Genomic DNA, 14,045 nt, shown 5'->3' with positions numbered 1-14,045 from the left:
CGGACAGACGATCCAGCAAGAGTGCCTGGATCGGTTCGTGATCTTCGGTGAGACGCACATGGATCATGTGTGCAGTGAGTACCTGTCGCATTACAACTCGGCTTCTGACTACGCATTGGTTCTATGTGCCTGACAAATCGAGGTTTTGCTGTTTCGGATTTGGTACCGCGCCTGCTTTTCGATTGCGGTTATGGGCTCGCCGTTTGATGGCTTGGGCGGGCGCCGCGTCGAGATCGGCGCGACTGAATACCCAGGGGCCGTCTTGCAAGGGATGGCGGCCTGGTATTTCGCCAGCTTCTGCCGCGAGGCGCAATGTCCGAGAGCTGACACCGAGATAATCGGCGGCTTCGCTGAGAGTCATCCAGCCATTCTTGATCCGCTCCTCGGGATTGTGAACCGGGATCTGGTGGTGGTTGCGCAGCGACACGATTCGTTCGCGTGTGAAGCGGTTGCCTCGGCCCGTGCGGAGCCCATTGCGGTTGAGCACCCCAGCAATCATTTCATCGGTGGCAATCAGCGTCAGAATTCGCACGGCTTCCAGGGCGTCTGCCGATGTTCTGGTGGCACTGCCGCGTTTCCTGCGAGGCACCATGAGTTGTGTGTGAACGCCACCGTGCCAGTGAATGGTCAAGTGAATCTCGCCTCTGGCTTCTTGGAGATCCACCACTATCTCTTTGATCAAGGTACGCAGGATGCGTTTCTTGAGACGTTCATCGCACGATTGGCTTTCCCACACGGTTTCCAGATCAGCGGCCAGGTTCTGAAGTTCGTCCCAATCCTGATCAGTAACTTGTGAATGGGTGGCTTGGTGCTCGTGTATGCGACGCTCCAAGTTCGCGACCGCTGTTAACGAGGCATTCCAGCGCCGCTCAAGTTCGTCGGTCACCAAGCGATTTTCGGGATCGGCCGAGTCATATTGCCGTTGGGCTCGGGACGCCTGGTACCTTGCCGCCTGGAGATCTGTTTGCAATGCCGCCAAGACGGCGTCGGCCTGTTCGTTCATCTTCTCCATCGCCAGCCTCGCGGCTTCCAATGCGGCAGGTTGAACCACTCGCAGAATCTCTCGCGATATCCTAGCGTCGACCACAGTGGCGCCAAAGGCAATGCATTTTGGTTCGCCGATATCGAGATGCCCGCGCAGACAGCAGTAGCGCGCGAAGCGATTGGGTTTGACGCCACTGTAGGCGACGGTCAGCTTTCTGCCGCACCGCTGGCAGCGAAAGAGCCCTGCTAGGAGAGCAGGACCGCGACGCACGGCCCCCGTTTTTTCAAAACCGCGGCAGTTCTCGTCGATCATGCGTCGAATTTCTTCGTACTGTTCCAGGCTGATGTAACCTTCGTGATGATTCGGGATAAACGTGAGCCACTCAAGGTGGGCAGCCAAGGCAGCCCCGAAGTAGGTGTTTTTGAGGCTCGCAAACTCACCCGGCACGCTTCCTGCTGTTTTGGTCTTCCGGCAGCGCTACGTCTTGCGAACTTCGGAACTGCGTGACGCAAAGAGTGCAGGGAAATCAGCGAGCTTCGTAGCAGGCTTGCCCCTGCAAGGTCGCAGCCAAGATGCGAATGCAGCTGGGCATTTCTCCCACCAGTCGGAACCTTCTAAAGGCCGCGACCATGCTGCCGTTCGACCTGGTCTTGGTTGACTTGGCTGGCGTAGAAGTCGGGTGACAGCGATTCCAGCAGCTTGGTACCCAGAGCCTGTTCGAGGAACTGGCTGGCTTGTCGACAAGCTCCGCCGGCGAAGCCGCGAGTTTCCAAGCGTGTCTCGCCAGTCGGAGAGATCGTAACTTCGATAGTCTGATGCACGCTGCACCTCCCGTCACTTGTGGGACATGCAGACCTTTCTGGATGAAGGTGGTTCGATGGACGAGCGTACTAAAAGGGCGGAGGCTGTTGATCCTCGTCCGGTGTTTCGAGCCTTGAGCGATCGGGCTCGGGCAGCAAAGGGCGTTGCTCAGCCAGCACGCAGTGGGCAAGCTCTTCGATGAGGACTTGTCCTTCCTCTTCCTTCGTCGTTTCCCGCCATAGACCGATGAGTGAGATAGCGGCAAGCACCAGCGGTGCCAGGGCTGCGAGTAGCATTCCCACGGCGGTAAGCCCGCTGGTAAGAAGTGATTCTTTGTGTCGAGCCTGAGCGACTTCCCGTCGTTCGACCTCCAACACGTCGCGCTGCTGAGCAATTCCTGCCTGGTCGCGACGCAGCTCGTGCTGAAGGTCGATTAGTTCCCGGCGCGCTTGCGCATCGGCCTCGACGAGTTGTTGGCTTCCCTGGGCGACAGTCTGGGAGGCTTCAGCCATCCGTTCATTCTGAGCAGCCTGTTCATGCGTAACCTGCTGAGCCAGGTCCGCCAGGCGTTCGTCGGTGCTGCAACCGGCGAGAGCGCAGCCTGCGGCGATGCCGATCACGAGACCGAGTCGTTTCATGCGTGCTTGTTCTCCTGTGCTTCAGAAACCTTCCCAGCAGTCTTCGAGTCGCACGGTGCAGCCGAACTTGCCGCACCAGAGCTACCACCAATGCTGCCAAGGCCAACGAAAAACAGACAACCAACGTGGTGAGCTGCAAGCGCACCTCCTTTCAAGAAGCTGGGATGAAAGAACGCCTACGTTTGCAGGGCAAGCTAGCACTGCGTTCAGCATCTCCGCGGCAGACCTCGCAGCCGCGGAGAACTCCAAACGATTGCTACACTCGGTAAACTAGATTCAAGCCGCGGCAACTTCCTTCGCCTCACCCTGAAACTGCTCCCAGGCCTCTTTCAGCTCTCGCCTGAGCTGACTAACCCGCCCTTGACTCAATCCCAGTTGCCGAGCGGCATCCATCGTGGTCGCACCACCAGCCAACAATTCGGCAGTGGTTCGCTTCGCCCGTTCAAGCCCGCGCAGCCAAGCCCGGAAGTCGAGTCGACAGGCAGCCACATCAGCAGGCGTCGCGCGCCGATCTTCGACGGCCAATTCCTCCCACTGGCTGCTCTTGTGGCAATAAGAGAACGAGCGCGACGCCAGCCCATTCCGCTTCTGGCAATTTGGCGACAGGACATCATGAACATTAAGCGATGAGCCCACGCGCCGGCCAGCGCGGTACTGAGCCACGGCGTAACGACTCAGCGGCCAAGCGTAGGCGATCGACTCTTTGCCACGTTCGACTAGTCGACCGTAAGCCGTGAAGGTGTTGGCAATCACCTCTTCAATCGCATCTTCGCGTTCTTCAGCGGGAAGCTTGCGAAATGCACAGCGGGCGATCAGGCGAATCTTGGGCAGCAGCAGTAAGTAGCGATCTTGCCAGTTGTTCTGGGTGTTCGTGCGGCGGGGAGCGGGGGAAGAGATAGGCGCAATGGCAATCATGGGTACGATCCTTGGGAAAGGGACCGCCCCAACACGGGGCGGTCGTGTTGGGAAAACACAACCGCCCCGCGGAAACGCCGCGAGGCAGGGACAAATTGTCTCAGGCTCGCAAGACGCAAGCCTGGAATGCGGCGATCGTTAGATCACCGCTGAAATCGAGCCCGGGGAGCGTTGGAACGAGAGGTCCCAATAGTTAGCTTCCGGGAGCATGTAATTGTGACACGATAATGACGAAAATTCAGGTAAAGCTTGGGCGATCCAAGCCACCGAGGGATCGGCAGCCCGTGGCACTGAACTTCTTGAACTGTCCGATCGTTACTTCGGTTGCACTCATCAGCAGCGGCTTGGTAATGATGACCTTGTGTTGCGGACCTTCGGCCTTTTCGATGCGGCTGATGACTACGCCATCGGCTTTGATTTCGTCGGCCACCTTCAAGGCCGCCTCGACTTTTTCATCCGTGCTGCCCATCATGAACTCGCCGGGCGGGATGAGAATCATCTTTGCGCCGACACTGTTGACGGTCTCGACCTGCGTGCCGAGATGCTTGGCCCAGGCGGCTTGATGGAATTTCGCTTGGGTGGCGTTGAAGGGCGCCTTAGCGTGCCCGCCATCGGCCCCAGTTTGCTGAGGTTGTACCGAGGATAACCACAACACTGTCCGAAATTTGCCGAGCAGCTCACTTAAAGGGCTGCCGAACGGTATTCTTGTTAATCGGAATGGTGAGTTCCTGGGCTTCCGGATCGTCTCGAACCCTGACGGCTAACTCTGACCAGCTAATTAGTGGATTCACTTTGCGCATCCTCTTAGCAATCCGATCTCGCAACTTTATTTGTTGATCTCGCGAGATCTGCGGTGTTGCCGCGTTTAGGTTCTCCCGATAGCGATCCCTCAGAGTTAGAAAAGGGACGAGTCCAGCCTGCGTAAAGCTGCAAAGTGAGTCGAAGAGATTAATGACATTGGCACGAGGGTCAATTGAAGGTGTAGAAACAGAAATGCTGATCATCTTGGCCAAGTTTTGAATTTCTCTTACGAGATTCAGCAGCCCATGCTGTTGGCTTTCCTCCAGCCCATCTTGAATAATCTTGAGATCCCCTTCAATCAAAGATTTGGTATGGCCGAGTATGCCCAAGGATTTCATGCCTAGGCTGACTTTGGAGAGGAGCCCGTGGGCATCAAGAGTCCCTGAATCGACTGCGATATGAAAATCTGCACGGAATTGCGACAAGCGATTTTCATAGTCACGTACGATCGCATCAACCTCTTCAAACTTCTTCCGCAAGACCGCTAGATCATCATTTCGTTTCGTCTGGGCGGGCTTTCGCATGACTTTGGGCCTCTTCCGAATTAACCGGTCAGCCTGGCCACTTTTGCGGCCAGTTCAAGGTTCTTCTCTGCATAGACTTCGACCACATCGGTACGGGCGTGCCCGAGGCCGACTTGGGCTGCCTCAACACCGAAGTCCTTGCGTACGCGTGTAGCGAAACTGTGCCGCAACTGGTTGGGGTGCCAAGAGGGAACTTCCATCTTGGCTGGCACAGCCTTCCTATGCGAACGGTTGGCTTGAGCGATACCGTATGCGATTGCTCGCCGATAGCTGTCACTGGTGTAACGCTGCCCCTTGGGGCGTTTCGACCGGCGGCTTCGCGATTGGACCTTGCGAGCCTCTTGCGCCCGCAGTTCGCACGGATAAATCTTGGTTTTACGATTGGGATCTCGGTGGACCGCACGCTGCGTGTTTCGATGCCCCTCGGCTTCTTGCGGCGAGAAAAGGAAGTCATCTCCTGGCCGGTTGAGGAACGGCTGAATCAGAGTCTGCGCCTTGGGGCCGAGTGGAATGCGACGGCGATGCCCACGCCAGCGATTTTTGTGGTCATACGGCTCGTAAAGCCAAACGTCATTCGTACGATCAATGTCGCACGGACGCATTTTGACGACCTCTCCAGGTCGCATGCCGGTGAAACGCTGCAGTTCGATCATCGTGGCGACTTGAGGTGCAACGTGCAGTACCACTGCATCGACCCATTGGTCAGCCACCGGCCCCACCGGTTCAGTTTCCCGAGCCGCTGAACGGCCAAAGCGGAGCCCGGCGACAGTGCGAACGCCTTCGTGGACTGCGGCCGGTAAGAGTTCTTCGCTCACTCCCCATTTTAGAATGCGTTTGATCCGGTTTACACGTTGGTTGATTACCCCACGGGATAGGCCAGCATCGATCATGTGCTGCCGAACTGCTTTGAGCTTCAGTGGGCCGAATTCCTGCGCACTCAATTCGCCAAAGAGCGTTCTGAGTGGTCTCATCGCCTCCTTCATGCACACCAGCTCTTTCGTTGGCTTGCCGTCCTTCACGTAGTACCGTTCGGCGAACTCGATGTACCGCAGCAATAACTCATTGATGGACAAATCCGGGAACCCGTTCACGGCAACCGGTAGAGTTTTTGCACGGACTGACGGAGTGAAACGCTCGGCGATTAATCTCGCATACGCCTCTCGGCTCTCTGCCGATCCGTGGAGGCCGAGATAGACGTGCCGACCATCGATAATCACCCGGGCTTGGCCTGAGGATTTGTGCAATCGATACGCAGGTATTCTCGGCATGCGTGGCATCGTGTGGCTCCATGCCCTGGAGCAAAGTGGTAGGACTACCACTTTGCTTCAGGCTTCAAGGCCACACTGCCCTACGCAGGCAGGTACGCTAAGTCGTGCGTTTGGCGGGATTTACGGTAATTACGCCCAACAGGGGTCGAACCTGTAACCTTCGGTTCCGAAGACCGATGCTCTATCCAATTGAGCTATGGGCGCTCTTGGCAAGCGGATGCTTGTGAAGGGTTAGCTTAGCAAATGGGATGGAGGGCGGGTAGGGATGCTGCGGGGGTGACTGGCGAATGGAGGCTGACGAGGGGGCGAGGGAAGTTCAGGAAATTAGTTCGCGGATGACGTGGCCATGGACGTCGGTCAAGCGGCGGTCGATGCCATTGTGTCGCACGCTGAGGCGAGTGTGGTCGATGCCCAAGAGATGAAGCATGGTGGCGTGAATATCGTAGACCTGCGTTGGACTTTCACGGTTCAGCGGCTTGTATCCCCATTGATCACTAGGGCCATACGTGATGCCGCCGCGAATGCCGCCGCCGCACAGCCAATTCGTGAAGCAATACGGATTGTGATCCCGCCCCTTGCCCCCTTGCGAACTGGGCATGCGGCCAAATTCGGTAGTCCAGAGGATGATGGTGTCGTCGAGGAGGCCACGTTGTTTCAGGTCTTGAATGAGGGCGCTCGCGCCGCGGGCCATCCCGCCGGCAAGCGGACCATGATCGCGCTGAACATCTTCGTGGGAGTCCCAGTTTCGGCGGGGAAAACCGTTGTCGTTGCCCGACCAGATCTGGACGAAGCGCACGCCACGCTCCAGGAGTCGACGAGCGGCGAGACATTTACGAGAGAAGTGAACGGTCTCTTCGCGGACGTTGATTTCCTTTTCGAACTGCGCCGGGACATTGTTCAAACCATAGAGCTTGAGGATGTGTTCAGGCTCTTGCGAAAAGTCGAGCGCCTCCGGCGCGGCGAGTTGCATTTTCGCCGCCAACTCGTAACTGCGAATGCGTGACTCGAGTCGAGCGTCGCCGGCGCGTGAACTCGCGTGCTGCGAATTGATCCTGGCCAGCAGTTGCTGAGTCGCGGCTTCGCTCTGCGGGTTTACATACGAACCGCTCTTGTGCGGATAGAGGTCGGCAATCGGGGTTTCATTGCCGGGATAAATCACGGTGCCGCTATGCTGCGCGGGAAGGAATGCTGAATCCCAATTCTTCGTGCCATTGCTCGCCAATCCGCGATGGTCGGGCAGTACGACAAACGTCGGCAGGTCATCGTTCAAGCTCCCCAGGCCATAGCTGCACCATGAACCCATGCCGGGAAAACCGGGTAACTGAAATCCCGTAGTATGCAACAGAGTGGCCTGGCTATGAACCCCGGTCTTGCCAACGACGTTATGCACAAACGCCAACTCGTCAGCCACTTTCCCCAACTCTGCCACTGGCTCAGCGAGTTGCTTGCCGCATTTGCCGTAGGGTTTGAAGTCCCAAATGGGCTTGAGCCAGGGGCCGAGACCATTCTGAAATGCCTCGACTGGTTCGCCGAAGTTGCTCGGTTCGCCATGGTGCTTGACCAGGTCGGGTTTGAAATCGAACAAGTCGATCGAACTCGCGGCCCCGGCCATAAAGAGTTGTATGACCCGCTTGGCACGCGGCCGATGATGCAACTGCGGCAGCGCACCCTTGCTTGGCGATAGAGCGGCGTCCCCCGCCAAAACAGGTTGACGTTCCGCCGAGAGCATCGCCGCCAAGGCCAAGCTGCCAAAGCCTTGGCCCAGCGATTGCAGAAACTCTCGACGATTCGGAGCAATGTTGGAGCTCATGCGCATCACCTAGTCCACAAATGCAAACTCATTGAGGTTCAACGCCGCGCGACAAGCGTTGGCAAGTCCGTGTGCTCGAATGTAGTCGGCAAACAGTAGTCGCTCTTCATCGCTCGCGTGGCGGGATAGGGCCAGGCGAACGATGAGTTCGGCTTGGGCTGCAGGTTCCTGCGTGCTCGCCTCAATCCTCGCAGCGAAATGCTGGCCCATCGTGACCATGAAGCCGTTGTTGAGCAACGCGAGTGCCTGCAACGGCGAGATCGATTCGTTTCGTTTGTCGACGCGCATTGAAGGGTCCGCGCAATCGAGCGTGGTCATGAAGGGCTGCGGCTGCGAACGGACAATAAACCGATAAATACTGCGGCGATGCGACTTCGGATCGCTTGGATCGTGCAAGTGATATTCGTAATGCGGCGAATGAGCAGGCTGGTCGATGACGAAATCCTGAAAGCTGGGGCCGCCCATCTTAGGATCGAGTTTGCCGGAGACTTGCAGCACGGCATCGCGAAGGGCTTCGGCCTCCAACTTCCGCCGATTCATTCGCCACAAGTAAACGTTGCCAGCATCTGTTTTGCGAGGATCATTTTTCAGCTTGGTGAGAACGTTTTCGTCTGGCTGCGATTGCTGGCGATAGGTACTGCTGGTCACTATCAGCCGATGCAGCGACTTCAGTGACTGGCCGCCGTCGAGAAACTCCACCGCCAGCCAGTCCAGCAACTCGGGGTGTGAAGGCAACTGCCCCATCCGGCCAAAGTCGTTCGGTGTATCCACGATCGCGCGGCTCAGGTGATATTGCCACACGCGATTCACAACACTGCGCCATGTGAGAGGGTTTCGTCGATCGCTGAGCCAGCGTGCTAAGGCAGCACGACGTTCTCCCTCGCTGTGTCCCTCGGGCAACCGAAAGTCACCGGACCACTCCGGCAGGGATTGCAGTGCGCCAGGTTGAACTTCTTCTGTGGGACTCTTCACATCGCCGCGATGCAGCACGAAGATCTTGCGCGGCTTGCCGCCGGTGTTGCCAGTTCCTTGAAAGTTCCCCGAGCCGTGGTGAACAGTTCCCGCAAAGACGACGTTCGGGGCCGTTAATTTGCTCAGTTGATGCGTAATATCCGCCGCCGCAGTTTCGGCAGCGGTCAGCTTGGCTCGCAGTTCGGCATCAATCACTTTAGCCAGTAACTCGCTCCGTTGCCGAGTCAACTCGTTTAACTGTTTGCCACTGAGGTTCGCGTCCTTAGCACCGGGGTAGATTCCGTCGACGAGATTCGCCTTCCGCCAACGTACTGGAGCCTCGATGGAATCGAGCGCTGTAACGGCCGCACCTTTCGCAACATTCGTCCCCGCAGAATCGAAGACCTGAAATTCTGCTACCGCGAACATGTAGTCGTTCTGCCGCAGCGCAAGTTTGGTTGCGGTCATGCGGACATAACGCGCTGTTTGCGCGGCGAAGTTTGCAACCTGCGGCGTCGTGCCGGGATTGAGCACGTCCTGTTCGCAGTGATCGACAACAACCGTGACTTCCTTTTTGAAGTCAGGGTCGTTCGAAACTTCGATCTTGTACCGGACCGGAAAACCAAAGCCCGCGCCGATCTGATTGAAATTGTCGTAGCAGCCGATGCAAGCCACACTGGCGATTTCTCGCGACGAGCCCAAATCGAGTTGAAACCATTTCTCCGCATCCGCTTTGGGATGAAGCTGGCTGTGGTAGCCGTATTCTGGTGCAAGACCTGTGGTTGATGCTTGCCGCGCTGCTTGAATCGCCTGATCCAGCTTGACGAGTTCTGCGCCGGCCAGCCTTTTCACTTCCGCATCGAGGGTCTTCTTCGTCGCTGTCAACTCACGCTGCTGCTGTTCGAGGGCCGTGTATTCAGCGAGCACAGCAGGGTCAGAGTGATACTTCTTCTCTGCCCGATCGACCGCCGCGAACACGGCTTGCAGACGGTAATAGTCGACTTGTTTGATGGGGTCGAACTTGTGGTTGTGGCATTGCGCGCAGCCGACCGTCAAGCTGTTGAACGTTCCAATCGCATTGCTCACCATATCGTCGCGATCAAGATGGCGGGCCACTTTGCCGTCGATCTTGCTCTCGGGAACTTCGGCATGACCGATGAAATCCCAAGGTCCGGCGGCAATGAATCCTAGCGCCACAATCCCATCGATTGTGCCGGTGTGCAGCACGTCGCCAGCAAGCTGCTCTTCGATGAAGCGGCCATAGGGCTTGTCGATGTTCAAGGCACGAATGACGTAGTCGCGATAAGGCCAGGCATTCCGCCGGGGCTGATCTTTGTCGTAACCGTGCGTCTCACCGAAATGAACGACGTCGAGCCAATGCCGCGCCCAGCGCTCCCCGTAGTGCGGTGAATCGAGCAACCGCTCGACGAGCTTGTCGTAAGCATGCGGATCGGGATCTTGGACGAACTCAGCCACTTCTTCCGGTGACGGCGGCAAACCAACGAGATCGAAATAGAGCCGGCGAATCAGTGTCGCTCGATTGGCTGGCGGAGAAGGACCAAAACCATGATCGCGTAATGTCGCGATGATGAAGTGATCGATGGGATTGGTGGCCCAGGCTTGATCTGCCGCAGAGAGTCGCGGCAACTCGGGACGAACAAGCGGGCGGAGCGACCACCAGTTGCTATCGGCCAGACTGCGATCCTCCAGCTTCTTGTCGGCCGGCCATGGTGCTCCCGCAGCGATCCAGCGGCGAATCGACTCCACTTCCGCCGCGGTCAGTCTGGCTCCCGATTTGGGCATCTCCGGCTTCTCGCCACTGATCATCTGCAGGAGAAGGCTTTCGGCTGGCGCTTTCAAGGAGACTGCTGATCCGCTATCGCCGCCAGTGATCAAAGCCGCCCGAGATTGCAACGACAAAGACCCTTTGGATTCATCCGCGGAGTGACAACTGACGCAGCGTTTTTCGAAAATCGCCGACACGGGAGCAAACGTTTCGTCATTGCCGCGCAGGTTGGCAGCCAGACAGGCAATTAGCAGGACTGCAGGGCTGAAAGAGCGTTGCATGGCGAGTGCTCCCGGCTCGAAAAACTTATCATACAGGTTGTATCGTATTGATTTCGGACAGGCTAGTCAATCGATTAATGTCGAAAAATGGTCACATATGACGAGATTTGATGTCGTTCGCTGTTTGCCGCGACGCGATTTACCCTATAGTATAAGTAGGATTAGGCAGTCGTATTGGAGTTCTTAGGCAATGCCCGCTACAACTGACGCCCGCGAACTTTTCGGGCTCACGAATCGAGTGGATGAAGTCGTGCAGCGGCTGCGTGAGCAGATCGTCGGCGGCAAACTAGCGGCGGGTGAATCGCTGCCCTCTGAAGGAGATCTGGCAACGACGCTGCGGGTCTCGCGGACGGTCATCCGTGAGGCGATGCGTATTCTCTGCACGCAGGGCCTAGTCGAGATTTCACAAGGTCGCCGGCCGCGGGTGAAGTCTGCTGATCCGCAGGCCGCGATTATCAGTCTCGATGCGCTGCTCAGCCGCGGGAGCGGTTCGCTGCAGCACCTAACAGAAGTCCGCCAGCCCTTGGAAATTGAAATTGCCGGATTGGCTGCCGAGCGAGCAAGCGACGTTCAGTTGCAAGCCATCTCTGCGACCAACGAGCAACTGGCCGCCGCCGCGACTCTGGAAGAGTGCATCGAAGCCGATATCAACTTTCATCGCGCTCTGGCTGCAGCCACCAATAATCCTCTCTTCGTCCTGTTACTGGAAACGGTCGCGCAGCTGTTGCGCGAATCTCGTCGCCGCACGCTGACCCAATCCGGAACCAAGCTCGCGCTCGAAGAGCATCTGCGCATTTTTGAAACCATCAAGGCTCGTGACCCCGTCGCTGCGCGAGCCGCCATGCGTCAGCATATCCGCCTGATCGAACGCGACCTGGCGGCGGGCCAAACGCCTAAGCTTCCTTAATTTCCGCGGCCAGTTTCGTCGCCAGCGCGAGTGCTTCAGGCGGAGTGTTGATCAGGCTATCGAGTTGGGCATCACGAACCCGATCCAGGATGGTGCGAAAGTGCGCTCCCGGTTTCATCCCAAGTCGCTTCAGATCTTCGCCCGTAATGAGCGGTACCGGATTCAGCAGCTTGGCAGGCAGTTCGAGCATGCGCCGGCAAGCAACTACCTCATCGGCCTCGCCATCGATCACTTGTGAGACAGCCTCGGTGAACGCGAGGACCGCATCCGATCCCGGTGTAACCAGCAATCGTTGCAACTGCGGCCAGGTTAGTTTGCTCGCGCCGCGAATCATTGGCTCTTCGCGCAGCAGTCGCTGGATGAGTGAAATCTCGTCCGTCGAGAGCTTGAGCCGACGACAAACCGTTTCACAGAGGGTGGCCAGTTCCGCCGGCGAAGATGCCAGCGGACGAAGCAGGACGGCAAATGCTTGGGGAAAGGTCGGTGCCTTTATGCGAGCGATAATCTCCAGGGTTTGCGACCAGGCAAGCGTGTGGATACCACGAGCTTCGGGAAGAAAGACTTCGAGAAGTTCAGACTCGGCCAGCAGTTCGACGGCAATGCGCCGCCGTTCGAGCGTGAGCATGCGGCGCAGTTCAGCGGCGATTCGTTCCGCACTCACGATCACCAGTTCACTCGCCTGGCTACGAATTGCAGCCATGGTTTCGGCTTCGATCACAAATGCAAACGTGGCGGCAAAGCGAACCGCGCGGAGCATCCGCAATTTATCTTCGGCAATTCGTTGCAAAGGCTGGCCGATGGCCCGGATGATCCCCGCTTGCAAATCATCCTGCCCACCGACGTAATCAATCACCTGTTCGGCGAGGGGATCGAAGAACAGGCCATTGATCGTGAAGTCGCGCCGCTGGGCATCTTCGTGCGGGTCACTGAATGTCACGCTATCGGGATGACGGCCGTCGCTGTAACCTGCGTCGCGGCGAAACGTGGCGACGTCGAGCTGACCGACGTCGCGGGGGCCGATGACGGTGATCACGCCAAACGAGGCCCCGATGGCTAATGTTTTCCGCTGGCCAAAAACCTCGCGCACCTGTTCGGGGCGCGCGCTGGTCGCGACATCGTAGTCCTTCGGCTGGCGCCCCATGAGCTGGTCGCGAACGCAGCCACCGGCCCATAACGCTTGATAGCCGGCGTCGCGCAGCTTGCGCACGACATCGACGGCAAATGCACGGGCGGCGGCAGGATCGTACGTCGATGACACAGGTCGTTTGTTTCTATTGTTCGCCAACAGAAGAATGCCACGAACAAGCCGGGGCGGGAGTTTCGCCCGGCGAGGTGCTCGTTAGAATGACATGCCCGACCCAGGCTGACAATCGCTGCCGGTTGGACCACTCCTAACCTTTGCCCAGAACAAATTCATGACGAACGAACCATGCCCGTGGGAAATCGATGTGCAGGCGGTGAAGCAACTGCTCGATTCCGGTGCCGACTTCACCCTGCTCGATTGCCGTGAGCCGGGCGAATATCAGGCTGCCAACATCACTGGCTCGAAACTGATTCCGATGCGTGAAATCCCGGGCAAGCTTGGCGAACTCGAACCGCTGAAGAATTCGCACATTGTGGTTCACTGCCATCATGGCGGCCGCAGCATGCGAGTTACGCAATGGCTCCGCGAACAAGGTTTTTCGCAAGTGCAAAACATGGCTGGCGGCATTGATGCCTGGTCGCAAATCGTCGACCCCAGCGTGCCACGCTACTAAGCTCCCCCCATTTCTTAATTACGAACTCCAGATCCACGGGTGACTTCATGACAACTGCCGACGCGAAAATCGCGGAACTCAAGCTCGAACTTCCCCCCGCCCCCAAGGCTATGGGCGTGTACAAGCCAATCGTCATCGTGGGCAATCTGGCCTATGTCTCCGGGCACGGTCCGCTCAAGAGTGATAGTTCGCTGTACGTTGGGCGGGTGGGTTCCGAAGTCGATCAGCAAGCCGGGTTCATCGCCGCGCGACAAACGGGACTCGCGATTCTCGCGACCCTGCGCACCAACTTGGGCAGCCTCGATCGCGTGAAACGCGTGGTGAAGACGCTGGGCATGGTGAATTCAGTGCCAGAATTCGACAAGCATCCGGCGGTCATCAACGGCTGCAGCGAACTGTGGCGGGACGTATGGGGGCCCGATAATGGCGTCGGTGCTCGCAGCGCCGTTGGCATGGGCTCATTGCCGGGCAACATCACGGTCGAGATCGAAGCGATTTTTGAGTTGGAGTCGTAAGAACACATCGTCGCGAAATGCCTGGGATAGTAAGATAGAGGAGACTGCGGCCGACTAGAGAAATGCCAGGACAAACTTGTCTCGCTCGGCCCGCTGGAAAACCTTT

13 protein-coding genes and 1 tRNA gene are annotated in these 14,045 nt (G+C 57.7%); 3 read left to right on the top strand and 11 right to left on the bottom strand.

Features of this window, described 5'->3' with window-relative positions; translation table 11 throughout:
- Positions 1-121: 121 nt before the first annotated feature.
- From ETAA8_RS21595 to ETAA8_RS21550, 10 genes are all read right to left on the bottom strand, one after another.
- Positions 122-1,012: a helix-turn-helix domain-containing protein gene (locus tag ETAA8_RS21595; RefSeq protein WP_202921168.1), complete on the bottom strand. Its 891-nt coding sequence runs from the start codon at positions 1,010-1,012 to the stop codon at positions 122-124.
- A gap of 587 nt (positions 1,013-1,599) precedes the next feature.
- The gene (locus tag ETAA8_RS21590) at positions 1,600-1,806 is read right to left on the bottom strand and encodes a DUF2997 domain-containing protein (protein ID WP_145093149.1); all 207 of its coding nucleotides are present in this window, start codon (positions 1,804-1,806) and stop codon (positions 1,600-1,602) included.
- 69 nt (positions 1,807-1,875) lie between these two features.
- Positions 1,876-2,424 carry a hypothetical protein gene (locus ETAA8_RS21585; protein WP_145093146.1) on the bottom strand — a complete coding sequence of 183 codons (549 nt, stop codon included), beginning with the start codon at positions 2,422-2,424 and terminating at the stop codon, positions 1,876-1,878.
- Positions 2,425-2,700: 276 nt separating this feature from the next.
- Positions 2,701-3,339 carry a hypothetical protein gene (locus ETAA8_RS21580; protein ID WP_145093143.1) on the bottom strand — a complete coding sequence of 213 codons (639 nt, stop codon included), beginning with the start codon at positions 3,337-3,339 and terminating at the stop codon, positions 2,701-2,703.
- A gap of 238 nt (positions 3,340-3,577) precedes the next feature.
- On the bottom strand, positions 3,578-3,994 hold the full coding sequence (locus ETAA8_RS21575) for an SUMF1/EgtB/PvdO family nonheme iron enzyme (RefSeq protein WP_145093141.1): 417 nt from the start codon (positions 3,992-3,994) through the stop codon (positions 3,578-3,580).
- A 22-nt stretch (positions 3,995-4,016) separates the two neighbouring features.
- Positions 4,017-4,664 carry a hypothetical protein gene (locus ETAA8_RS21570; protein ID WP_145093138.1) on the bottom strand — a complete coding sequence of 216 codons (648 nt, stop codon included), beginning with the start codon at positions 4,662-4,664 and terminating at the stop codon, positions 4,017-4,019.
- A gap of 20 nt (positions 4,665-4,684) precedes the next feature.
- Positions 4,685-5,737 (bottom strand): tyrosine-type recombinase/integrase, encoded by a 1,053-nt coding sequence (locus ETAA8_RS21565; protein WP_202921167.1) that lies wholly within the window; start codon positions 5,735-5,737, stop codon positions 4,685-4,687.
- A 325-nt stretch (positions 5,738-6,062) separates the two neighbouring features.
- Positions 6,063-6,136, bottom strand: a tRNA-Arg gene (locus ETAA8_RS21560).
- A gap of 112 nt (positions 6,137-6,248) precedes the next feature.
- A complete protein-coding gene (locus tag ETAA8_RS21555; RefSeq protein ID WP_202921166.1) occupies positions 6,249-7,742 on the bottom strand; it encodes a DUF1501 domain-containing protein in 1,494 nt (497 codons plus the stop codon).
- Between the two features lie 9 nt (positions 7,743-7,751).
- A complete protein-coding gene (locus ETAA8_RS21550; protein ID WP_145093129.1) occupies positions 7,752-10,760 on the bottom strand; it encodes a DUF1553 domain-containing protein in 3,009 nt (1,002 codons plus the stop codon).
- Positions 10,761-10,950: 190 nt separating this feature from the next.
- On the opposite strand from ETAA8_RS21550, the gene ETAA8_RS21545 reads away from it, so the two are divergent.
- A complete protein-coding gene (locus ETAA8_RS21545) occupies positions 10,951-11,667 on the top strand; it encodes a FadR/GntR family transcriptional regulator (RefSeq protein WP_145093126.1) in 717 nt (238 codons plus the stop codon).
- Here the strand turns inward: ETAA8_RS21545 and ETAA8_RS21540 are convergent.
- The gene (locus tag ETAA8_RS21540; protein ID WP_145093123.1) at positions 11,654-12,925 is read right to left on the bottom strand and encodes a CCA tRNA nucleotidyltransferase; all 1,272 of its coding nucleotides are present in this window, start codon (positions 12,923-12,925) and stop codon (positions 11,654-11,656) included. The genes ETAA8_RS21545 and ETAA8_RS21540 overlap by 14 nt on opposite strands.
- Before the next feature lie 157 nt (positions 12,926-13,082).
- Between ETAA8_RS21540 and ETAA8_RS21535 the strand changes: the two genes are divergently transcribed.
- Together ETAA8_RS21535 and ETAA8_RS21530 are read left to right on the top strand one after the other, a co-directional pair.
- Positions 13,083-13,424 (top strand): rhodanese-like domain-containing protein, encoded by a 342-nt coding sequence (locus ETAA8_RS21535; RefSeq protein ID WP_145093120.1) that lies wholly within the window; start codon positions 13,083-13,085, stop codon positions 13,422-13,424.
- Between the two features lie 47 nt (positions 13,425-13,471).
- Complete coding sequence (locus ETAA8_RS21530) at positions 13,472-13,939, top strand: RidA family protein (RefSeq protein WP_145093119.1); 468 nt, start codon at positions 13,472-13,474, stop codon at positions 13,937-13,939.
- The last annotated feature ends 106 nt before the right edge of the window (positions 13,940-14,045 follow it).

It is taken from the genome of Anatilimnocola aggregata (assembly GCF_007747655.1).
Classification (GTDB): Bacteria; Planctomycetota; Planctomycetia; order Pirellulales; family Pirellulaceae; genus Anatilimnocola; species Anatilimnocola aggregata.
The sequence above is the reverse complement of the archived record's forward strand: the minus strand, read 5'-3'. Positions and strand labels throughout refer to the sequence as shown.